This is a genomic window from Marinobacter sp. KM021 (assembly GCF_050707965.1).
In the GTDB taxonomy this organism is placed as follows: domain Bacteria; phylum Pseudomonadota; class Gammaproteobacteria; order Pseudomonadales; family Oleiphilaceae; genus Marinobacter; species Marinobacter shengliensis.
In genome coordinates, this window is the sequence record NZ_CP136129.1 from 3079837 (window position 1) to 3101068 (window position 21232).

At 52.2% G+C, this 21232-nt stretch carries 22 protein-coding genes; 7 read left to right on the forward strand and 15 right to left on the reverse strand.

Annotation, left to right across the window (positions count from 1 at the left end; translation table 11 throughout):
* The first annotated feature begins 99 nt into the window (after positions 1-99).
* The gene (locus tag RVM24_RS14530; protein WP_227512649.1) at positions 100-621 is read left to right on the forward strand and encodes a site-specific integrase; all 522 of its coding nucleotides are present in this window, start codon (positions 100-102) and stop codon (positions 619-621) included.
* Here RVM24_RS14530 and RVM24_RS14535 read toward each other — a convergent pair.
* The 8 genes from RVM24_RS14535 to RVM24_RS14570 form a co-directional block, all read right to left on the reverse strand.
* Positions 548-964: a hypothetical protein gene (locus RVM24_RS14535; RefSeq protein WP_431475427.1), complete on the reverse strand. Its 417-nt coding sequence runs from the start codon at positions 962-964 to the stop codon at positions 548-550. The genes RVM24_RS14530 and RVM24_RS14535 overlap by 74 nt on opposite strands.
* A 155-nt stretch (positions 965-1119) precedes the next feature.
* Positions 1120-2082 carry an IS30 family transposase gene (locus tag RVM24_RS14540; protein WP_230716029.1) on the reverse strand — a complete coding sequence of 321 codons (963 nt, stop codon included), beginning with the start codon at positions 2080-2082 and terminating at the stop codon, positions 1120-1122.
* Between the two features lie 98 nt (positions 2083-2180).
* Entirely contained in the window at positions 2181-2654 is a 474-nt protein-coding gene (locus RVM24_RS14545; protein ID WP_374815500.1) for a hypothetical protein, read from the reverse strand.
* Positions 2638-3951 carry a hypothetical protein gene (locus RVM24_RS14550; protein ID WP_023009406.1) on the reverse strand — a complete coding sequence of 438 codons (1314 nt, stop codon included), beginning with the start codon at positions 3949-3951 and terminating at the stop codon, positions 2638-2640. The genes RVM24_RS14545 and RVM24_RS14550 overlap by 17 nt, the downstream gene beginning before the upstream one ends.
* Positions 3951-5261 (reverse strand): phosphoribosylamine--glycine ligase, encoded by a 1311-nt coding sequence (gene purD, locus RVM24_RS14555; protein ID WP_064227444.1) that lies wholly within the window; start codon positions 5259-5261, stop codon positions 3951-3953. The genes RVM24_RS14550 and purD overlap by 1 nt, the downstream gene beginning before the upstream one ends.
* A 47-nt stretch (positions 5262-5308) precedes the next feature.
* A complete protein-coding gene (locus RVM24_RS14560) occupies positions 5309-5701 on the reverse strand; it encodes an ectoine synthase (RefSeq protein ID WP_064227443.1) in 393 nt (130 codons plus the stop codon).
* 42 nt (positions 5702-5743) lie between these two features.
* Complete coding sequence (locus tag RVM24_RS14565) at positions 5744-6928, reverse strand: aromatic ring-hydroxylating oxygenase subunit alpha (RefSeq protein WP_064227442.1); 1185 nt, start codon at positions 6926-6928, stop codon at positions 5744-5746.
* Positions 6929-6945: 17 nt separating this feature from the next.
* On the reverse strand, positions 6946-7311 hold the full coding sequence (locus RVM24_RS14570; RefSeq protein WP_431474271.1) for a hypothetical protein: 366 nt from the start codon (positions 7309-7311) through the stop codon (positions 6946-6948).
* Between the two features lie 112 nt (positions 7312-7423).
* On the opposite strand from RVM24_RS14570, the gene RVM24_RS14575 reads away from it, so the two are divergent.
* Positions 7424-8386: an IS30 family transposase gene (locus RVM24_RS14575; protein WP_230716029.1), complete on the forward strand. Its 963-nt coding sequence runs from the start codon at positions 7424-7426 to the stop codon at positions 8384-8386.
* On the opposite strand, the gene RVM24_RS14580 is transcribed toward RVM24_RS14575, so the two are convergent.
* Positions 8335-8988: a hypothetical protein gene (locus tag RVM24_RS14580; RefSeq protein ID WP_431474272.1), complete on the reverse strand. Its 654-nt coding sequence runs from the start codon at positions 8986-8988 to the stop codon at positions 8335-8337. The two genes, RVM24_RS14575 and RVM24_RS14580, sit on opposite strands and share 52 nt — an antisense overlap.
* Before the next feature lie 173 nt (positions 8989-9161).
* Here RVM24_RS14580 and istA (RVM24_RS14585) point away from each other — a divergent pair, with 173 nt between their 5' ends.
* Positions 9162-10628: an IS21 family transposase gene (gene istA, locus RVM24_RS14585; protein WP_374787886.1), complete on the forward strand. Its 1467-nt coding sequence runs from the start codon at positions 9162-9164 to the stop codon at positions 10626-10628.
* Positions 10625-11380: an IS21-like element helper ATPase IstB gene (istB, locus tag RVM24_RS14590; RefSeq protein ID WP_374813366.1), complete on the forward strand. Its 756-nt coding sequence runs from the start codon at positions 10625-10627 to the stop codon at positions 11378-11380. Before istA (RVM24_RS14585) ends, istB (RVM24_RS14590) begins: the two co-directional genes overlap by 4 nt.
* 265 nt (positions 11381-11645) lie before the next feature.
* Here istB (RVM24_RS14590) and RVM24_RS14595 read toward each other — a convergent pair whose 3' ends face one another.
* A complete protein-coding gene (locus RVM24_RS14595; RefSeq protein ID WP_082905109.1) occupies positions 11646-12149 on the reverse strand; it encodes a cobalamin-dependent protein in 504 nt (167 codons plus the stop codon).
* Between the two features lie 103 nt (positions 12150-12252).
* Here RVM24_RS14595 and RVM24_RS14600 point away from each other — a divergent pair, with 103 nt between their 5' ends.
* Both RVM24_RS14600 and RVM24_RS14605 read left to right on the forward strand, forming a co-directional pair.
* Entirely contained in the window at positions 12253-13170 is a 918-nt protein-coding gene (locus tag RVM24_RS14600; RefSeq protein ID WP_064227440.1) for a LysR family transcriptional regulator, read from the forward strand.
* A 720-nt stretch (positions 13171-13890) separates the two neighbouring features.
* Positions 13891-14487 (forward strand): IS110 family transposase, encoded by a 597-nt coding sequence (locus RVM24_RS14605; RefSeq protein ID WP_374787860.1) that lies wholly within the window; start codon positions 13891-13893, stop codon positions 14485-14487.
* 66 nt (positions 14488-14553) lie between these two features.
* Here the strand turns inward: RVM24_RS14605 and istB (RVM24_RS14610) are convergent, their stop codons facing one another.
* Entirely contained in the window at positions 14554-15309 is a 756-nt protein-coding gene (istB, locus tag RVM24_RS14610) for an IS21-like element ISSpu5 family helper ATPase IstB (protein WP_061332066.1), read from the reverse strand.
* A 12-nt stretch (positions 15310-15321) separates the two neighbouring features.
* On the reverse strand, positions 15322-16863 hold the full coding sequence (gene istA, locus RVM24_RS14615; protein WP_374816283.1) for an IS21 family transposase: 1542 nt from the start codon (positions 16861-16863) through the stop codon (positions 15322-15324).
* A 131-nt stretch (positions 16864-16994) separates the two neighbouring features.
* On the opposite strand from istA (RVM24_RS14615), the gene RVM24_RS14620 reads away from it, so the two are divergent.
* Positions 16995-17450, forward strand: a complete 456-nt coding sequence (locus tag RVM24_RS14620; RefSeq protein ID WP_374874977.1) for a transposase — start codon at positions 16995-16997, stop codon at positions 17448-17450.
* 37 nt (positions 17451-17487) lie between these two features.
* On the opposite strand, the gene RVM24_RS14625 is transcribed toward RVM24_RS14620, so the two are convergent.
* The 3 genes from RVM24_RS14625 to RVM24_RS14635 form a co-directional block, all read right to left on the reverse strand.
* Entirely contained in the window at positions 17488-18099 is a 612-nt protein-coding gene (locus tag RVM24_RS14625) for a GIY-YIG nuclease family protein (protein ID WP_114434701.1), read from the reverse strand.
* A 150-nt stretch (positions 18100-18249) separates the two neighbouring features.
* Positions 18250-20076: an ATP-dependent nuclease gene (locus RVM24_RS14630; protein WP_114434700.1), complete on the reverse strand. Its 1827-nt coding sequence runs from the start codon at positions 20074-20076 to the stop codon at positions 18250-18252.
* Between the two features lie 249 nt (positions 20077-20325).
* Complete coding sequence (locus tag RVM24_RS14635) at positions 20326-20712, reverse strand: hypothetical protein (protein ID WP_114434699.1); 387 nt, start codon at positions 20710-20712, stop codon at positions 20326-20328.
* Positions 20713-21232: the final 520 nt, after the last annotated feature.

Sequence of the window (21232 nt, forward strand, 5' to 3'; positions counted from 1 at the left end):
GGCTAACATTGACCAAAAACGGCAGGGAAATAAAGGGTTACCCACTAAAAGAAGTGAAGACCCACGCATATACAGTTATCTCGACCAGGGAGGGTCGCCGTGGCGAAATCACCGTTTCTAGAGTCTGTTCGCACAGAGATCAGGACCAGGCAGTACAGCTATCGAACCGAGAAGTCCTATCTCTACTGGGTCCGGCAGTTCATTCTTTTCAATGACAAGAAGCACCCGGAGGTGATGAGTAATCCCGAAATTGAACGTTTTTTAAATCACCTTGCAGTCAATCGAGGCCTGAGCCCAGGCACACAAAATCAGGCGCTGTGCGCGATCAGTTTTGTTTACAAGCATGTGCTGAAACGGGAGATCGAAAACCTTCAGTACAAGATGACAAAAACTCCACGCCGAATGCCAACCGTTCTCAATCCCGACGAAGTCGCATTTTTAGCCCTGTTGAATAGAATAGGAAATGAGCGCGAATATACGCGAACTTCGGATTCCATACTCTCAAAAATGTCCATTTTAAGCTCCCACCGATACTGTTTGTTGTTGATTAATAGGGAAACACACATCCCTCTCTCAGCCGTTGGCGCACGACGGCCCCCTCATCTGACAAATAGAATCTAGGCGTTTGTTCATGTCCACAACGTTTCGCAAACACCAATTGTCGAGTTATTAGTCGATTAGTGGCGATCTCCGCGACATCGAGACAAAGCAAAGTCTTTTTATGTATGGCTTTCAAGCTCAATCCGCCTTCATCTCCAATGACAACCACCAATTGGGCCTCTGGAGGCGTCAGGCCGACCTTTTCTGCACAACCCCGTATTCGATTCTGGAAACGCTGATCTATATACCGAATGAAAAACTGTTCAATTTTTTCATACCGGCTGTTCGAAGAGTCACCCTTGCCCTGCTCTCTCGACATAAATTCATAAAAGAGTTTTAGGCTCCCAGCATTTAAAATCTTCATGTTTAAACCCTCAAATTTTCCACTTCGTCCTTATATTGAGAGCTATTCAGGCCTACGACAAACGATATAATTTCCGGGTTTCCATAATTAAAATTTATGTCAGTGTGCAAGCGCTAAGAAGCGTGGATTCAACCAATAACCGCAGCACCGCTCATTCATAGTGCCCCGGAATATTCACCCCAGAACACCTCTGCCGGTGTTCGGTAGCCCAGCCGTTTTCTGGGCCGGTTATTCAACTGCTCAACCACGCGATTGACTTGTGTTTGAGACAGCTTGGCGAAGCTCGTCCCTTTAGGATAATACTGGCGCAGCAAGCCATTTGTGTTCTCGTTCGTGCCGCGCTGGCCAGAGCAGTACGGGTCACAGAAATAGGCCACCAAGCCCAACGCTTCGGCCAGTTGCTCGTGCCCCGCAAACTCACTGCCGTTATCCAGTGTCAGCGTTTTTGCGGCACCGCGGACAGGCTTCAATAGCCTGATCACGGTTTGCGTTGTCTGGTTGGCCGTGAACCGCTTTAGGCGGCCTGCGAGCAAGTAACCGCTGCGACGCTCCACCAGTGTCACCAATCCGGATTGTTTGTGGCCCTGGAGGATCGTGTCACCTTCCCAGTGGCCAAGCACGGCACGACTTTCAACCTCTTTGGGGCGGCACTCAATCCCGACCCGATTTGGAATTTTACCGAGACCGGCTTCCTTCGCTCTGCGTTTTCGACCACGGTTGTTCCGGTGACGACAGTAAGTCCAGAGCTTGCCGCCTTCGAGGCGATCACGATGGATTAAGTCGTAGATCCATTGGTGACTGACCCGCACCGGTGCGTTCATGCGGCTCATAAAGCCTGAAATTTGCTCTGGGCTCCAGTGTTGCTTGACCCTCTCAGTCACCCAGGTCGTCAGCCAATGCACCCGTTTGTGGCGCTTGAAGGCGGTTCGACGCCGTGTGTTCGCCTGATACTGCGCTCTCTCCGGTTCATAGCCGTGAACGCTGTTCCGCCGCAACTCACGGCTGATGGTACTGCTGTGGCAGCCAAGCATAGCCGCGATCTGTCGTTGGCTTTTGCCGGCCACACGCAGGGCCGATATCTGGTATCGTTGTGTCTGGGTCAGTTGTCGGTACTTCATCACTGCTTCACTTTGGTCGGTAAAGTCCGTGAGGGTACCGGCAACGGCCCTCCCGTCTCCACCTGGTTACGCCAAAGTGCTGCAGTTATTATCTGAATTCACGAAGTAACCCCCCTGTACTGCGCAAACACGATCAGACCAATTCCCAGCAAAACCATGCCAATTCCAGATAGATGGAGGCCAGTTAAGCCTTCTCTGAAGAAGTGAAATCCGATCAACGTAACAATCACGATGGATCCTCCATAGACAATCGGAGAAACAAAGCCCAGAGTCCCGCCGCCGGCAAATAAAAACGTCATGCTTATAGTAAACAGTGCGATACCAATGCCTCCAGCGATTCCCCAGCTCACACCGACAACATTATTCGAGCCCTCTAGACGCATTCCGCCAATTAAAAAGAAGGTGAAGGGGATAAGCGCTCCAAATAGATTGATAAGCGTTCCAACTAGGTAACCGTTGGTAAATAAAGGGCCGCGATTGAGAGATATCAGCATCAAGGAATATGATAGGGTGGCTAATATTGTAAGGAACATAATAATTTCACCGGTAAATTCGCTATGTTGGTTCTGCAAAAAAGTTAATACTTGAGAGCAGTGCTTGATAATCAAGACCGTCCATAGCCAATGAGTCCCTATTAAAATTTTTGGTGTTCTGGGAAAACCTTAGGTTGCCAGTGTCAAAGTATCGAATTGCTCCGTTTCTCGCCCTACTTGGTAACACTAACCCCCTAGCAGCTCGACTCGGTGAGAAAGGCACATCGAGAACCCCATGATGAAACGCATCAATGATCGCTTGGTACGGATCATTTTGGTCAAACGCTGAGTCAATGAGTTCTCTTGATTCCTGCACGATCTGCTTCTGCTCCAGAGACACTGCGTCCGAAAGTACCTCTACAATGCCGGACGGAGAACTCGTCATTGCGCGCACAAAGTTGATCGCATCTGCGTTAGATTTCGCGGTGGGGATGCCTTGCGATTCTTGTACGGTCTTCACCACGACTTTTCGTGCCAAACCAGCCTTCGCAACGATCGCGCCATGGGCAACCAACGCCATAGACTCGTGAATGCCGGATGGGAAAGGACCCATGTACTGATGTAGAACGGGAAATACATCAACATCGGCCGGCACGTAGTGTTCAGACAATTCGCGAATCGCCCTCAATGCAGCAATGTCCTGGGCCAAGCAGCCCCCTTGTGGGTAGGCAATCTGCACACATTTCACACCCTCCTTTATTCCGCACATGGCTTCCAGAAAGGACAGAGATAAGGCGAGAGAGGGCGGCACCAATACTGCTGTCAGCGTTCCAAAGCTCTCACGGGAGACAATCACACCTTCTTGCGCCAAGTCTCCACACAGCTCGTCAATTCGGCGCCAAGATTCGAGGGACGCCTCGAGAGGAACATCCTTGCAGTAAGGCAGGTTATACGTGATACCCCCTCCTTCGAAAGAGGTAATTCCACTGGATATCGCAGCTTCGAAGAGCCGATTGGCAATGGGCGATCCATGCCGTATGTCGAGCGGTGCTCGAGTGCTCTCGTTCAAGTTTCTACCACGCATAATCCCCTGAGACACAAGCGGATAACCATTGAGCTGTTCTGGAGCGCTTGCCAGAAGATTGCTGGCCTGATCAAACTTTTGGAGCCTAGTGTAAGAGTCGATCGTAAGCGTTGAAATGTCCGGAGCAGCACTCTCTTCGATGGTCGTGAGGAGATTTCTCATTTCTTGATGGCCACCAACACCCGAGCGAGGTTGAACCGCAACCCTGCCTTCCGATTCACATCGGGTGAGAACGCTGTGCACTGATTCCTTATCAAGTGACTTGATATATTGAACAGCATCATCGAGATCGAAACGAAATTGTCCTTTCATTAGGCTAAACCGATATCCGTCCGAATTTTCATCCCTTTAAAACCAATCTCACGCACGCCGGAATAGGTGGTTTGAACCGCCGTCGAAAGTGCTTCAGCGGATCCCACAACATGGGCAACTCGCCCGCCCGCTGTGATCAGCTTCCCCTTTGCGTCGCGGTCGACATTGGCAAAGAAGAGCTCAGATCCAGTTTCTTCGAGGTTGCGAATACCGTAGATTTCATTACCCGCTTTGAACTTACCATATGGCCAACCCAGATTATCTGTGTCGTCGGAGGGAATTGCGCCTTGTCCGAGAGAGACTGAGACTCGAAAGCGCGAGTCAAACTGCCAATCAATTTCCTCTGCTCGGCCCGCCAAGCCCAGTTCAAAGCATTCAGTCAGATTTGCGTTAATCGCGGGGAACATAACCTCCGCTTCGGAGTCGCCAAATCGGCTATTGATCTCGAGAACGTGGATACCGGTGTTTGTCAGCATGGCCCCAATGAAGAAGAAGCCAGTGAACAGAATTTCGTCCCGGATCATTTGCGAAACAATCGGGCTCACAACAGATGTTCTTATCTGCTCTTGCAAAGCAGTGGAATCCAAGGGGTGCGGGAAGACACTACCCATTCCGGCGCAGTTGATCCCTTTGTCCTGATCGTCCGAACGTTTATAGTCCATTGCAGGTGGAAGCACATTGAATCCACCCTGGTCATCTACGAACACCATTATCGAGAGTTCGCGACCAACGATCCATTCCTCGAGCAGCAACTGAGCACCAGCATCTCCAAAGGCTTGCTCCGAGATAAGCTTGCGGATAGCAGCTTTTGCGTCGTCCGGAGAGCTGGCCATGAAGACCCCGTCACCATCAATGCAAAGGCCATCCGCTTTCACCACGCATCCGTTAGGAAAGTTTTCAAGCGCCGCGAACGCTTCCTGCTCAGAGGAACATTTGATATACCGAGGTGTATTAACGCCTGCGTGGTTCAAGAATTGCTTGCTAAAGCTTTTACTGGTTTCCAGCTTGCCAGCCTTGGCTGTGGCACCAATGGTATTCCAACCTTCCTTCAATAATTGATCTGTGACACCGGCTCTAATTGCCTCAATGTTGCTGACAATGATGAGATTGGGTTGGTATTGACGAGCAAGGGCTGAAATTCCCTCAATATCGGTCATATCTATTTCGGGAACCGATGTGATGCCCGTTTGTTCGATGGCCCTGCATCCCGGAACGTACAGCACGCTGGCACTACGATCTGTTTTAAGAATCTGTTGGCACAATGCGTGGCCTCGTCCCGAGGAGTCGATAACCATTACCGTGTGGCTCATATCAAAATCCTTTTTCACCCTGATCAGTTACAATCTGGTCGGCGTATTTACGGCTGCTCTGTTGTCAATTCGTAGGAGCCATCTTTGTCGTGTACTTCGTTGCCTGACAGAGCAGGGTTAAACACACACAGAGCGACCATCTCCTCATGAACCTCAATCTGATGGCGATCATGTTGATCCAGCGCATAAAGCGTCCCTGGTTTGATCGCCTTTTCAACTCCGGAATCTAGGCATCGAATCGTTCCAGAGCCCTTGATACAAAAGCATGCTTCAAGATGATTCTTGTACCAAAGGTTAAGCGTCTGGCCCGGTGCCATCGTCGAAAAGTGAAAAGAAAAGCCAAACTGGTCTTTCGCCAACAACATTCGAATGCTTTCCCATCCTGGACCGTCAATCTTTCGGTCGGTCAATCTGAATTCGTCTACAGTCTTTACAATCATATTTGATCCTGCGGTACCGTGAATTTGGTGGGCCAGCCAAGGCTAGCCGACGGTCTTGATTCGACCATTGATTGACGATGTGACAGAACGGTCTGTACAGATGATTCCCTCCTTGGCCTCTTGCACCCGATCGACGTACCAATTGTGTAGGTCCCACACATACCTGTCCTGCTCTGAAAGAGGACCGCTCGAACTAAAAGCTGATGACATCCCGAGTTGCTGCTGCTCCATAATCCAGTTGTCTTCCTCAACCACTTGATCCCAGCGTTGGAAGTAGGTTTTTACAACTTCCTCGAAGTCGTCCCGCTGCACCGTTTCCTTCGGGAACATATAACCCACGCGAAGAATAGTGGTCTGGTGGTCGACCGGAGTTTTGTTCAGCCACCAAGCACAGTCTTGCGTCAGAATCACGTAGAGTGCAGGAAAGAACTGCAGATATAAGGTGCCATTCTTCGCTCGACCAGGGAGGTTCGGAATGTGATCGAACCCATTGCCGTAGTCTTTTGGGAGTAGAGCCGAAGAGTTGTTTGAGGGCATGAACAGTGTTCTGTAGTAGCGCTTACTCGACGATAGCTCGTATTCCTGTGCTCCAATCGTGCTGCTGTGAACGGGACCATGCCCAGGATCGGTATCGATATCGTTGTACAGTTTCCAGTTGACGCGAACCTCGTCTTTTCTCTCACGCACACAATGCATCTCCTCGAGAGGATAATTGTGGAAATCCTCTGATAAATCAGAAAGCATCTCATCGATCGATGGAGTATCTTGTGAAAAGGTAACAAAAATAAGTCCTTGCCAAGATTCACACCGGAGCTCTTTAAGCCCAAGTTCCCTTTTTTGGTGCTCCGGCATGTCTGGGAAATCCGTCGCCCTTTTCAAGCTACCGTCTAAGCGATAGGTCCATGCGTGAAACGGGCATCGGATAACACGACACGAGCCAGAGTCGGACAACACTTTGGAGCAACGGTGCCTGCAGACATTTAAGAATGCGTGCAGCCTTTTATCATGATCTCTTATTATGATAATCGACTCGCCATACAACTCAGTGACGAAATAGTCACCAATCCCAGGAACATTTTGTTGCAAACCTACAAAGTTCCAGTGTTTATAAAGAATGTGCTCTTTTTCAAAATCAAACCATTTGGGACTAGTAAATACTTCTGGAGACAGCGATGTCGCAGAGGCAAACGGCTTTCTGACAGATTCAATTACATCATCGAAATTCATACATACTCCTTCCTGCGCTAGATAAAGATATTGCTTTTTTCAGAACGCGCTTTTTCTGTCCATTCAGGGACCTCAGCGTTCGCAGATGGGTAGAGAGATTCATGACGTAAACTAGCGTGCTGGACCGCCGCCTCATGGCTTGCGAAGCTGGACCTTATAACCGATAACCCGATATGCTCAGACACTAAATAGGCGTTGTCTGTTATGCTATATGCATCTTTAAATAATAGTTCCAATTTGCCAAGCGATGAACGGTCGCCTCCAACAAAAGCAATTTCTCTTTTTTTCTTATTATCAATGATAAGAGGACTTTGGTTTTTTAATTCCAGCCATTCGAACGCGTTATCAAAATCGCTCTTCGACTCAGTGGAAATGATAGTCACCGCCTTAGACCGTGAATTCAGATAATAACTGCAGCACTTTGGCGTAACCAGGTGGAGACGGAGGGCCGTTGCCGGTACCCTCACGGACTTTACCGACCAAAGTGAAGCAGTGATGAAGTACCGACAACTGACCCAGACACAACGATACCAGATATCGGCCCTGCGTGTGGCCGGCAAAAGCCAACGACAGATCGCGGCTATGCTTGGCTGCCACAGCAGTACCATCAGCCGTGAGTTGCGGCGGAACAGCGTTCACGGCTATGAACCGGAGAGAGCGCAGTATCAGGCGAACACACGGCGTCGAACCGCCTTCAAGCGCCACAAACGGGTGCATTGGCTGACGACCTGGGTGACTGAGAGGGTCAAGCAACACTGGAGCCCAGAGCAAATTTCAGGCTTTATGAGCCGCATGAACGCACCGGTGCGGGTCAGTCACCAATGGATCTACGACTTAATCCATCGTGATCGCCTCGAAGGCGGCAAGCTCTGGACTTACTGTCGTCACCGGAACAACCGTGGTCGAAAACGCAGAGCGAAGGAAGCCGGTCTCGGTAAAATTCCAAATCGGGTCGGGATTGAGTGCCGCCCCAAAGAGGTTGAAAGTCGTGCCGTGCTTGGCCACTGGGAAGGTGACACGATCCTCCAGGGCCACAAACAATCCGGATTGGTGACACTGGTGGAGCGTCGCAGCGGTTACTTGCTCGCAGGCCGCCTAAAGCGGTTCACGGCCAACCAGACAACGCAAACCGTGATCAGGCTATTGAAGCCTGTCCGCGGTGCCGCAAAAACGCTGACACTGGATAACGGCAGTGAGTTTGCGGGGCACGAGCAACTGGCCGAAGCGTTGGGCTTGGTGGCCTATTTCTGTGACCCGTACTGCTCTGGCCAGCGCGGCACGAACGAGAACACAAATGGCTTGCTGCGCCAGTATTATCCTAAAGGGACGAGCTTCGCCAAGCTGTCTCAAACACAAGTCAATCGCGTGGTTGAGCAGTTGAATAACCGGCCCAGAAAACGGCTGGGCTACCGAACACCGGCAGAGGTGTTCTGGGGTGAATATTCCGGGGCACTATGAATGAGCGGTGCTGCGGTTATTGGTTGAATCCACGACACCACAACAATCGAAGCCGGGGACTCCTTTCCGATCGTTGTATAAATATTGATCTCTCCATTCTCAAAACGACCGCATCGGATTTCTATTCCAAATTTCTCCGCATGAGATACGGCTTTTCCGTACAGTACCTTTGCGCCAGATTCGGCAACACCTGCCATTGTGCGGAAGCCAATACTTTTGATTGTTCTGGCTTGTGGCAATAAATATGGATCCGCACTCATGACGCCAGGAACATCTGAGACGATGGTGCAGTGTGTTGCGCCCACAGCGGAAGCCAAAAGTAAGGCGGTGTAGTCAGAACTGTTGCGGCCCAGCATGGTGATGGACTGCTCCTCGCTTACCCCCTGACCTCCGGCGACGACAATGACATCGTTGTATGCAAGCTTCCTACTGATATTCGTGAGGTCGAATTCAGTGCAAGCGGCGGACCCGAATTCTGAGTTTGTCTTGAGGCCAAGATTCAGCGCATTGAGTGAGCAGCATCTGATGCCAAGCCGTGAGGTGGCTGCTTCAAGAAAGTGCGCGCTAATGATTTCTCCTGTAGCCAAGGTGCCGTCGTGCACTCTTTTCGGCGCGTTAGGATCGATACTGTCTATGGCCTGTTCGGCGACAATTAGGATGACCGGTTAGCGACAATTATCTTGGCCGGTTGGGTGTAACAATTGGCCCCTTGTTTTCCATGGTGGAGCAATGGGTGCCAGGCCAACACATAACCAACCGACAAGAGGAGCTGTTCATGCAGCACCGACAAAATGGCGCAAGCCAGGAAGTGGCTGCCGCCAAGGCGGGCATTTCCGTTCGATCCGGACGACGCATCGAGACGTCAACACAAAAACCCCGCGTTAACACCGAGCGGCAGTGGCGCACCCGAGAAGATCCACTGGAAGCCGTTTGGGAGACAGAGTTGCTCCCCTTGCTAGAAGCCAAGCCGGATTTGACCGGAACAACCCTGCTTGATTACTTGCAAGAGCAGTATCCTGAGCACTACGACCAGACCATTTTGCGCACACTGCAACGCCGGGTGAAGCAATGGCGAGCACTGCATGGGCCGGAGCGAGAGGTCATTTTTCGCCAACAGGCCGTTGTCGCACAGCAGGGATTCTCTGATTTTACCCACCCCGATAACCCGATTACGATTCAGTCCAAGGCCTTTCCACACCTGCTCTATCAATTTCGACTGGCCTACAGTGGCTGGCGCTCGGTCACCGTGGTTCAGGGCGGTGAGAGTTATGCGGCTCTGGCGACGGGATTGCAGCGAGCCCTACAGCAAGCGGGTGGCAGCCCTGTTGAGCACCGCACGGATAGCCTGAGTGCGGCACGCAATAACCGGCAGAACGTGTGGACTGACGCTTACAGCGAGCTGTGCCAGCATTACCGCATGACGCCCACCCGGAATAATCTGGGGCAGTCCCATGAGAACGGTGTCGTGGAGTGTGCCAATGGCTCGCTCAAGAAACGCCTGGCACAACAGCTGTTACTGCGCGGCCACAATGACTTCGAGAGTGTCGAACAGTATCAGGCGTTTATCGATTGTGCTGTCGACAAACTCAATCGGCGCAACCGAGCACGTGTGGTTGAAGAGCAGGCCGCCTTGCAGCCACTGCCGGAGTTTACAGCCGCCGAGTATCAGACCCTCCATCTCAAGGTGACGCGCAGCTCAACGATCGAAGTCCGCCGCGTTGTCTACACGGTGCCATCGCGCCTGATTGGCGAATCGATACAAGTCAGGCTGCATCACGACAAGCTGGTGCTGTTCGTTGGTCAGCAGCCTGCATTGACCCTGGTGCGTGTTTACCCCAAGCCTGGCGAGAACCGTGCCCGCAGCGTCAATTACCGGCACGTGATCTGCTCGCTGGCCTCCAAGCCACAGGCTTTCCGTTACTCTCAGCTGCGTGATGACCTGCTGCCGGACGACAACTACCGCGAACTCTGGCAACTCGCGGATGAGCATCTTGAACCCCGTGAAGCCTGCAAGTGGATCGTGACAACACTGCGGCTGGCCTTCGAATACGATGACGAGCAATCACTGGGGGAAGACCTGTTGATAGAAGCCCGGGCCGGCCGGTTCGCGTCAATTACCGAGATCCAGTCACGCTACCTTGGCGGTAATCCCGACCTCGAATTCTCGGCTTCAAGTCAACACACCCTGGTCAGTTATGACGACTTGCTGTCTTCGATCCGCAGCCAGGAGGCGTCGATATGACCGACTCCGTCGCCTTACTGCTTAAAGAACTCCGCCTGCCGGCCTTCCACCGTCACTATCAATCGCTCTGGGAAACAGCCGTTGAAAAGAACTGGTCACACCCGGATTACCTGGCCGCCCTGTGTGAGTACGAACTCTCAGACCGCTACCAGCGTCGTACCCAGAAATGGCTACGGGAGGCAAAGCTTGCGGCCAACAAAACCTTCTCGGCGTTGGATCAGAGCGGCTTTAGCCGCCCCTGCAACGCGGCACTGGCCAAGCTGCAACAAGACAGTGACTGGGCACACCATGCCGACAATGTGCTGTTGATCGGCCCCAGTGGCACCGGCAAAACCCACATCGCCAATGCCCTGGGCCATCAACTCACCGAACAGGGGGTGCGCTGCAAGCTGTTCCCGGCCATCGCCCTGGTTCAGCACTTGCAGCAGGCTAAGCGCGATCTTGATCTGATGACCGCCATGACACGACTGGACAAGTACCGGGTCATCATCATTGACGATATTGGCTACGTGAAAAAAACGGATGCAGAAACCCAGGTTCTGTTCGAGTTCATCGCCCACCGCTATGAGAGTGGCAGCCTGATCGTCACCGCCAACCAGCCATTCAGCGAATGGGATCAAATCTTCCCGGATAACATGATGACCGTAGCCGCCGTAGACCGCCTGATACACCACGCGACAATTATCGAATTAGAGGGGGAAAGCTACCGACGACAGCAACAGCTTAAGCAAGCTTCAAAGAGCAAAAAGTAAGACCACCCAACCGGCCATCATAGTTGTCGCGGACCGGACAAGATAGTTGACGCCAGACAATGGCCTCCTTTAACCTTCCGGTTGTTCCAGACATTGCGCTCACAACAACAATGTATTTTGAACCCGGATACGAACGAACACATTCCGAAAGGAAGAGAGCTATTTTCGAGTAATCGTGGAAATTGAGAAACGAGCTGCCCCCAAATTTGATAATTGATGTCGCGTCCATAGACATAGTCTCTTATCCGTAAGTAATTGGTTTGCGTTATCCCGTTTTTGCTAGGCCATATTGTCCTTGCTGTATATAGCTGAGGACATCCTCAATATCATTGATGAGCGCATCGACCCCTCTGTTTAGAAGGGTTTGGCCTACGCGCTGAGCCTTTCCGGGACTCAGACCTAGTTTGCCTCCTACGATCACAGGGCAATTCACTGCGAATTTCTGTTTCATCCACAACAGATCGCTGAGATCCTGCAACGCATGTCCGTTAAGGGTGCCAATAAGAATGGCTACGGATTCCGGGTGATTTTCGTAAGCCTGGCCGAATTCGGATAGAGGCGTACAGGCACCCAGGTTGACGACTTCGTACCCAGAAGCCTCGAGGCGTGCCTCGATAAGCTTATTCGCGACCACGTGAGCGTCACTTTCTGCTACACCGAGAATGACCGTTTTGCTACAAGTTTTTTTGATGCCTGAATTCGATCCTGTTCCCGAGGAATCAATGAAGGCGTTGGACTGAAGTAGCTCGCTATTTTCCTGAAATTTCACGGGTGTTCCTCCATGCGCTACATTGAGACCTGAGAATACGAAGCGGTTGATGGTCGTTCAATCAACTTTTTTTGACAGTTTGCATAACTAGGAGTAATGCGTAATGCCTCGAAAACTTCCGAATCTAAACGCGGTAAAAGCCTTTGACGCCGCGGCTCGCCACCAGAGTTTCACCGAGGCAGCGGCTGAACTTTGCGTAACGCAGGCAGCGATTAGTAGACAGATACGACTGTTGGAGGAGCAGCTGAACACCCGTCTCTTCTCCCGAGGCCACCGAAAGGTTGAGTTAACAATTGCTGGGCGGCGTTACGCAAAAATGGTTGAGCAAGCGTTGCTCTCTATAGCCTTGGATACCGGAACCGTTCAAAGGTCTGCCTCCCCACAGGTTGTCATTGACGTAGACTCGGATTTGGCAGAGCTGTGGCTAAGGCCGCTCATGCAAAGTAGTGATTTGGATGATCTAGGTGTGTCACTGGACATCAGAGTCCATCCCGAGCCACAAAAGATGTTTGCGTCGGACGCGGACCTAGCAATCACTTGGGGGCAGGTCTACGTTCCCGGCTTCCAAACAGAGACATTTCTTCAGTACACGGCATTTCCGGTCTGCAGTCCCTCTCTCATCGAATCGTCGGAATCCATAAAAGACATTGGAGATTGTCTCGATCATCGATTGATCCACGACCGGGGCATTCATTGGTGGGATAATGCGTTGGTGTCCCACGGGTACAGTCTGGCTCAGTGCAAGAAAAGCATTACGTACCATCGCACCTACCTTTGCATGTATGCCGCTGCGGACGGACTTGGTGTGGCAATTGGAGATGACGTCAGTAGCGCCCACTTGATCAAGGAAGGAAAGCTCATTCGCCCATGTGGCCCTGACATACCCGGCAGAATGAGATACAACTTGTTGGTTCCGGAAGTGAGGCCGCTCCCAGATGGAGTCTATGCAACTATCGATTGGCTAAAAAAACTAGCTAAATCTCACCAAGACTGGTTTGCATCATGGCACCGAGAGAGATAAAACGAGCCTTTCGTCAGTGTGGCATTACTTTCCGGTATCCCCCGGTCCCATGCAGGATGCTTTTTTTGTGCGAGTTTAAGTGATAAGTCGGTTTGAATGGGTGATTTCGAAGTAGATACTGGATAACTCGATTGAGCAAAATCACATAAAATTATCCCCGACTGTATAAGCCGTGCGTCGAAAACCGTAAAAGAAAACGGGGGGCTTTATAACGGCGGATAGCTTCAGATCCTAAGCGGAATTTCTGATTCGCTTCCTGTGTTCATAGAGCCGCCCAATGTAACCGAAACTATTATCTCCTGCTTCGATTATAACGCCATCTGATCGCCTAATTGGATTATAAAAACTGGCATCCTAACCATTTAAGGGTAAATAAAATGAGAAATTCGCAGCATTGCGAACGTTCGCTTTTGTTTAGGTGTCGCGTCGGCTACAAGAGGTCGCAACGCGCATCTTGGGATCAGGCGATAAAGCTAAAACGAAGCGGCGCATTTCACGCGTTCGCCTTACGTACCTTGTATGGATAATTTCTTCCGTGTTTGGGTAAATTGAGGCCCACCCCCAGTGGCCGCTGGGGGCCTTCATGCAGCAGCTCGATGCCTGACCGGCTCCTCTGTCGAGAGACCGATAACAAGTGTGCAGCGCTGCATGACTCTCAAGCGATAACTCGAACAGTCATCGGGGCCTCGAGCCCGTATAGCAAGGCAGAGTCAGCTTATTATGAACAACACGGAAATCCAAACCCCAGTCAATGTCGGCGTCGATGTCGGTAAAGCCAATCTGGACATTGCTCTTCATCCCTCCGGGCAGTTCTACACCATCCCAAATACCGAAGCGCATATTCGCCGCTTTGTCCGTATCCTTAAAAACTACTCGATCGAACGCATCGTTGTTGAAGCCTCTGGCCGATATGAACAGGCCCTGGTTCAGGCCTGCGACCAAGCTGGTTTGCCGATCATCATCGTCAATCCCATCAGTGTCCGACGCTACGCCCAGGCCATTGGCGTACTCGCCAAAACGGACCGGATTGATGCCCAGGTCATCGCGCAGTATGCCGCCACACTGAAACCTGAGTTCAAACCTATTCCAGACAAAACCTCCCAGAAGATTAAGGACTTACTGGTCCGACGTTCTCAGCTTCTGGAAATGTCCACCATGGAGAAAAACCGCCTCCAGATCCTGCCGAAACCCCTTCACCGGTCGATCAAAAGTATGCTCCGGATGCTCCAGAGTCAGATTGAAACCGTCACCCGACAGATTGAGCAGGAGGTGGCCAAGGTGCGTAAACCGCTGAAGGTTGCCACCCATTCCATGTGAAGCCTGCCACCCGGACCGGAGCAAGGCTGCCACCCATCGGAGCGTAGCGACGCGGGGTTTCTCTTCTTACTCCGAAGTCTCGGTGGCCGTCAACTTTGCCTGTTGTTTTCGCATGGATTCGCCCCGCAGGTTGATCTTGTAGGCGTTGTGTACGAGCCGATCCAGAATGGCGTCTGCCAGAGTGGCGTCACCGATTACGCCATGCCATTCCTCGATGGGTAATTGGCTAGTGGCAATGGTGGAGCGCCTGCCATGCCGGTCTTCCAGCACCTCCAGCAAGTCTCGCCGATTCTCGGCGCTCAGTTTCATCAGCCCCCAGTCATCCAGGATCAGCACGTCGACCTTGGCCAGATTCGTCAGGAGTTTTGAGTATTGGCCATCGCCTTTGGCAATGGTCAGCTCCCGTAGCAGTCGGGTCAGGCGGACGTACTGGGCGGTGTAACCCTCCCGGCAGGCCTTATGTGCCAGAGCACAGGCCAGCCAGGTTTTCCCGACCCCGGTGGGACCGGTGATGAGCACATTCAGGTGTTCCTTCACCCATTGGCAACCGGCCAGCGACTGGACCAGTCCTTTATCTAGGCCGCGTGAATAGCGGTAATCCAGGTCTTCGAGGATGGCATTGTGCCGCAGCTTAGCCCGGCGCAACCGGCTGGTCATGCGCCGGTTATCTCGCTCGGTCATTTCCCGGTCGACCAGCAGCCCGAGGCGTTCCTCGAAGCTCAGATCGGTGATGTCGGGGGTGGCCGACTGATCCGCCAGGGCGGCGGCCATGCCGGTCAGTTTGAGGGCGTGGAGCTTGTCCAGTGTGGGATGTTTCAGCATGTCAGAGATCCTTCAGTGGTAGTAGGCGGGGCCACGGATGTTGTCGTGGGTATCGGGCAAGGCCAGTTCCTGTTGCTCTTCCAGAGGCTGCTGATCCAGACGGTGTTTGAGGATGGATTCAATGCTCTTGTAGCGGCAGCTTCCCAGCATCAGGGCTCGCTGGCAGGCGGCCTCCAGCCGCGACTCGCCGTAGCTCTGCCCCAACCGGAGAATGCCCAGACAGGAGCGGTACGCCTGCTGAGGGTGTTTGCGGGCACCCAGAGCGGTGCGGATAAGCTTCTCCGTCGCCGGTCCGGTCTTGGCTGCCCAGGCGATCAGCCGTTCCGGCGACCACTCGCCAGCCTGGCGATGGGATTCGGGCATGTGCGCGGCGATGGTGGTGTGCCGTCCCTTCTGGTCTGAGCGCCGGTGGCTGGCGATCCGGTTGCCCCGGTAAAAGCATTCGATGGTGTTGTGGGTGATGCGAACCTCCACCTCTTTCTTGGTCAGGGTGTAGGGCACTGAGTAATAGTGACCGTCGATGGCTACGTGGTAGTCGATATGCACCCGAGCCTTCTTCCACTCTGCGTAGACATACGGTTCTGCCGGCAACGGCTGTAGAACCGGTTTATCCAGCTGTTCGAAGTGGTCGCGCCGGCAGCCGGGCAACTTGCGGAAGGGGCGGCTGTTGAGCCGCTCCAGCAGTTCACGGATGGTGGCGTTGAGTTGCCCCAGGGAGAAGTGCTGGCGATGGCGCAACGCCGCCAGGATCCAGCGCTCGACGATCAATACACCGCCTTCCACCTTGGCCTTGTCACGGGGCTTGCGAACTCTTGTCGGGACAACGGCCACGCCATAATGGGCGGCCATGTCCTGATAGGTTGGGTTGAGATCCGGCTCGTAGCGATGGGCCTTGCTGACGCCGGAGCGGAGGTTGTCCGGAACCACCAGTTCCGGCACTCCGCCCAGGAACTCGAAGGTCCGGATGTGGGAGCCGACCCAGTCCGGCAATGTCTGGCTCCAAGTGGCTTCGGCGTAGGTGTAATTGGATGCACCCATCACCGCGACAAAGACTTGTGCCTCGTGGATCTCTCCGGTGGTGCGGTCAATGACGGGGACGGTCTGGCCGGCATAGTCCACGAATAGCCTCTCACCGGCCCGATGGTCCTGGCGCATCACCAGGTCCAGCTTGCCCCGCCAGGCCCGGTAGTGCTCGCAGAACCAGCTGTACTGATAACCGTCCGGGTTGGCTTGCCGGTACTCCTGCCAGAGCAGGAACAGGGTGACGTTCTTGCCCGTGAGTTCGTCACGGATGTGTTGCCAGTCGGGTATACCTCTGGCCTGTGCCGGCAGGTCCGGTGGCGGCGGGAACAGCAACCGCTCCAGGTGGGCCTCATCCAGATCCGCTGGCAACGGCCAGCTCAGACCGGCCTCAACCGTGCGGCGCAGGTAGTCGCTTACGGTGGGGCGGCTAACGCCACAGGACGCCGCAATCTGGCGGTTGCTCAGCCCTCGCTCCCACTTGAGGCGAAGGACTTCTTTGATTTTACGCATGGATAACCTCTTCGCTGGCATCTGGCCCATCTCCGGATGAAAAGGGTCAGAGTACCGTTAAGTTATCCCGCGCCGGACGATTTTGATGGAGCTTCAGGCAGTCTGCTGGGGTGGCAGCTTTGCCGTGGAATTAGTGGCAGCTTTCGCGTGGAATGGGTGGCAGACTTCGTCTGGAATCAGTGGCAACCTTGGTCTGGAATACGCAGGCCAAGGTGGATCAGTGGCGCAGCAAAATGGAGATCATGACCAGCGTGCCAGGCGTCGGAAAAGTGCTCGCCTACACCTTCCTGAGTGAACTCCCGGAACTCGGTTCGCTGAACCGCAAGGAGATCGCAGCGCTTGTTGGCGTAGCACCCATCAACCGAGACAGTGGCAAGCTAAATGGCAAACGAAGGATACGAGGTGGCCGCCACAGAGTCCGCACCGTGATGTTCATGGCCATGCTCTCATCCATCCAGTGCAACCCGGTCTTCAAACGCTTTTACGAACGCCTGAAGGCCCAGGGAAAGATCCCGAAAGTCGCCCTCATCGCCTGCATGAGAAAGATGATTGTGGTGCTCAATACCATGATCAAAAACCAGGAATCATGGCGGGCTGAAATGGCTTAATTTATGGAATTGACACCACAGTCACTTGTTAGACTGTTTACTTTGATTCACAAGTTTCGACTCGTCTAAGTGTGTAAGAGTCGAACCTTTCCGGTTCGCAAATTGGGCAAAAGGGAAACCTAGCCAAACAGGACCCACTAATTTTGAACACGTGCCTTTGGGGACACTCGAAGGCCACTTTTGTAATCCCGTTCCCGTAACCTTTTACCGGTCTCAGACCGGATTCTTTTAGGCTTGCCTCAATCCACTTTCCACCTCTTTTGGGCGGGGGCTTTGGAATTGGCGGTTGTGATGTATCTCGACGCACACCAACTGATTTGGCCAACTGCAGCCCCTCATTAACCCAATCCCAATTGAGAAATTTGTCGTCTAGCTTTAATAACTCATCACTTAAAGCATATGGTGTTTCAGTCAGTGGTGATCTACGGAAGAAGGCGCTTTCAGCGTTGTAGGTATCCTCTACAGCAAAGAACTCCTTTAAGATCCAGTCTTCACCAGTAGCTTCAACAACCCTCCCAGCTGCCTTGTCAAACTGAGTATTGTGCTCTTCCAGGCGGACTTCGGGACTTCGTGAAGTCATACCCACCTTGATTAATCGTTCGTCGGATGGATGTATCAGCACATAAATGAATCCAGCTTTAACGGCCATGCCAAATATCCTTCTTGCCTAACAGCTTATCAGTTTGAATTCTTCCTGATCCGCAACGCCACCACCCCATCCAAAACTGAGTCACAGCCAGAATAACCAAGCATTCTCACGCCCTTACTCTCCGGCTCACATCTCAACACGTACGGCAGTCTAGCTCTCCACCCCAAAGGCCGCATTTACCTTCTTGAAAAGATTCTCTGCATTGGCGGCCGTGCCTGCTGGCAGATCGTCGACCGTTGTCCAGCCATCGAATTCCTTCAGCATCTCCACGAGCACCTCCTTCTTCTTTAGGTCTCGGCCCTGACGCTGCTTCATGGCGATCTCGACGCGCTTGGCTATCAGCGTCGAGCCATCTTCGGGAAGGTCTTCCAGCCTTAGCGCCAAGCCGTAAGCACGGTTCACGCACTCAAGAAACCATTCATCCGGAAAAAGGTCTTCGATCGCAACGTCGGTTTTCTTCACACCTGCTGCCTTGTCAAGCATCAACACGCGAAACTCGTGGCCAGTCTGGGCGGCGTAGTCTTTCAGGTTCATATCTTTAATTTTCTCGCGCGCCTGGTGACCAGCGTTATCAGCGTCGAGCAACACTCCCGCATCCCACAGTTGGCCGATCGCGAACGCCGCATACATCGGCACTTTAGTTGAGGTCTGCGCGGGCCACATATATATATGATCGGACATGCCAACCCTGCCGCTTCTGGTCAGCAAGCCAGAAAGTTTGCTAATAATCAGCGCATCGGTTCCGCCTTCGACAATCAACACCTTACGGTTACCAAGCATACCTGAAAGGTCGGGCGTGAGACCGAGAGCACTTTCGATAACTGCCATTGGAGCCGCCTGGCTACTAACTACGCCATGCGTAACCCGCAGATGGTGGCCACCGTCCGTTTCAATGATACGCACTCGTTCTGGATTTGCTTGATCGACCATCGAAGACAGGTGAGTGGTATACATTACTGTGTTGGTGGCGGACAGGTCTTCAAACACACCTAAAAGGTCTCGTTGTCCGCTGTAATGAAGATGAATGCCTGGTTCTTCCAGTAAAATCGTGCAATTCTCAAAATCACCCTCGGAGGCATGAGTGAACTTCCACGCAAACGAGACGTACCAACGAAACCCTGTTGAGCGCCGATTTAGGCGAACCGGGAATCCGATCGCCTCATCCTCAGCGAAGATGTTAAGTGTTGGGCCGTCTACATCGATATCGAATTTTACCTTCTTCTGCTTCCACAATTTCTGAAACTGTTGAGTCAGGTAAGCAGACGCGGCGCGCTTATCGAACTGACGCAGTGTCCGACCTTCGGCACTGCTACCTTTCTCAACGAAGTCATCGAGATCGATCTCAGCTAGATCAAGGATAATAAGGATTGTTTGATCATCCGTGGATAGTTTATGCCGCTTACCGCCCGCCTCGTCTAAACGTTTCTTTAGCTCGTTGAGCTCAACCTGCGCACCGGAGAATTCGTAGTCCTGAATGAGTACAAAGCGCGGGACGCGCTCTCCGGCCCACTCCAACACTTTGTCTTTGGAGAGGCCCAAGTCTGAAACTTCTATCGCGTTGCCCTCTCTGTCGTGCAAGTCGAAACCGGTATCATATCCATAGTTGCGATGAGCAAATAGACGAAGTCCATCTGGGGGCGTAGCGATCTCGGCCTCAAGTTCACTGCTGCCCTCTTCGGTTACTACTTCCGTAGCAAATTCAAACAGGGCTTCCGCCTCACCTTCATCAAACTCAAAGTAGGCTTGGGATACACGCATTCCATTGCAATTCTTTTTACCCTTCCAGTCATCAACCGGCCAATCCTCGTCTGGGTTGTACCGAGTCTCAACGAAGGGATGCAAACAATATAGCGCCTCAAAAAGGTTGCTTTTACCCGCTTCATTCTGCCCGACAAAAGCCGTCACGTCGGTTGCCTTGATCCATCCAGAATCAATGATGTTCCGAAAATTCGAGATACAGAACTCTTCTAACCTCATAATTCTCCTCCAATCTTAACGACTTCCGTCAGAATATGTGCAACATGGCCAGTGTAGAGTCCGCAAATTATCTGAAAGCCGCCATTCAGACTTCATCTGGTATTCAGTACTTTGAGGTTGAGAGCAGACTATTCGATAAAGCGCATAGTGCTATCTATTGTGGCAGCCTCGATAAAGCGAGAGGGCTCGATAAAGAACGCATAGTGTTTTAACAAGAACCCAGACCGCACTAGTAAATCAACCCATAAACTAAAAATACCCTTTTATAAACTGCCATAACACGAGAACAAATATGCCAGCTATTGTTGATGCTATTACTGGATGCTCCAGTACCAGAGACGTCGGTTTGCTCACCGACTTTTCATCGCGTAAACCTTGCTTGTATATGGCTTCGGCTTGATCCGCTATGCCCTGTAATGTTTTTAAATGATTAAATATCCTAGCGTCTTCTCTTGTGGCCCTATTAACGTAGATCGAATAATAAGAAAATTCGCGATGAAGGTCAGGCAGTGCCCTGAGCAATGGCTGAACAACATTGATCCATGCTTTGGCATCATCTAACGACAGGTTGGCCCCACCATCGCTAAAATCCAGCTTATTTTCTCTTAGAATCTTTGCTAACCTTTTGTCTTTCACTCGAATTCTCATTTCTCGCTTAACGGCTTGTTGGTTTGAATTCGCACCAAAGCCGGCCGGCTCTCTCAATATGGAGCTGAATCAAAGTGCAAATTTTCATCCCACTTCGAAGGGATACTAGCGGCCTTTCTACTATTCTGCGAGTCTGGGCCTGTCAAATGGACTTTCGTCGGGCGATAAATCGAGCAAGGTGCTTGCCGGCTAACTACCCAGTCTCCCCTCAGTAACTCAACTCATCTCTGCAAAAAGATCCACTCTCCCAATAAGAAGCGCGCATCTTTGCGGACGGCTTAGCAGTGTTCGCTTTTGTTTAAAAGCCTGAATGTATGCAGGTTCCCTTGCCACTCCTAGCCTATGAGTGAACCTAACTCGATCAGATTCCCCTCCCTAGTTCCTCTTCGTCGCGGTAAAAAGTTCGCTTTCCAATGTCGGTGTACGTGGCACTGAACGGGTCAACGAAGCTGAATGGCCATAATCCTTATGCCTACCTGAAAGGTGTGCGCGCAAAAGTAAAAATCAC

Coding starts and splice junctions, on each gene's coding strand:
- RVM24_RS14535 (WP_431475427.1), bottom strand. CDS start 964: ATGAAGATTTTAAATGCTGGGAGCCTAAAACTCTTTTATGAATTTATG.
- RVM24_RS14540 (WP_230716029.1), bottom strand. CDS start 2,082: ATGAAGTACCGACAACTGACCCAGACACAACGATACCAGATATCGGCC.
- RVM24_RS14550 (WP_023009406.1), bottom strand. CDS start 3,951: ATGAAAGGACAATTTCGTTTCGATCTCGATGATGCTGTTCAATATATC.
- purD (WP_064227444.1), bottom strand. CDS start 5,261: ATGAGCCACACGGTAATGGTTATCGACTCCTCGGGACGAGGCCACGCA.
- RVM24_RS14560 (WP_064227443.1), bottom strand. CDS start 5,701: ATGATTGTAAAGACTGTAGACGAATTCAGATTGACCGACCGAAAGATT.
- RVM24_RS14565 (WP_064227442.1), bottom strand. CDS start 6,928: ATGAATTTCGATGATGTAATTGAATCTGTCAGAAAGCCGTTTGCCTCT.
- RVM24_RS14575 (WP_230716029.1), top strand. CDS start 7,424: ATGAAGTACCGACAACTGACCCAGACACAACGATACCAGATATCGGCC.
- istA (WP_374787886.1), top strand. CDS start 9,162: ATGCAGCACCGACAAAATGGCGCAAGCCAGGAAGTGGCTGCCGCCAAG.
- istB (WP_374813366.1), top strand. CDS start 10,625: ATGACCGACTCCGTCGCCTTACTGCTTAAAGAACTCCGCCTGCCGGCC.
- RVM24_RS14600 (WP_064227440.1), top strand. CDS start 12,253: ATGCCTCGAAAACTTCCGAATCTAAACGCGGTAAAAGCCTTTGACGCC.
- RVM24_RS14605 (WP_374787860.1), top strand. CDS start 13,891: ATGAACAACACGGAAATCCAAACCCCAGTCAATGTCGGCGTCGATGTC.
- istB (WP_061332066.1), bottom strand. CDS start 15,309: ATGCTGAAACATCCCACACTGGACAAGCTCCACGCCCTCAAACTGACC.
- istA (WP_374816283.1), bottom strand. CDS start 16,863: ATGCCAGCGAAGAGGTTATCCATGCGTAAAATCAAAGAAGTCCTTCGC.
- RVM24_RS14620 (WP_374874977.1), top strand. CDS start 16,995: ATGGGTGGCAGACTTCGTCTGGAATCAGTGGCAACCTTGGTCTGGAAT.
- RVM24_RS14625 (WP_114434701.1), bottom strand. CDS start 18,099: ATGGCCGTTAAAGCTGGATTCATTTATGTGCTGATACATCCATCCGAC.
- RVM24_RS14630 (WP_114434700.1), bottom strand. CDS start 20,076: ATGAGGTTAGAAGAGTTCTGTATCTCGAATTTTCGGAACATCATTGAT.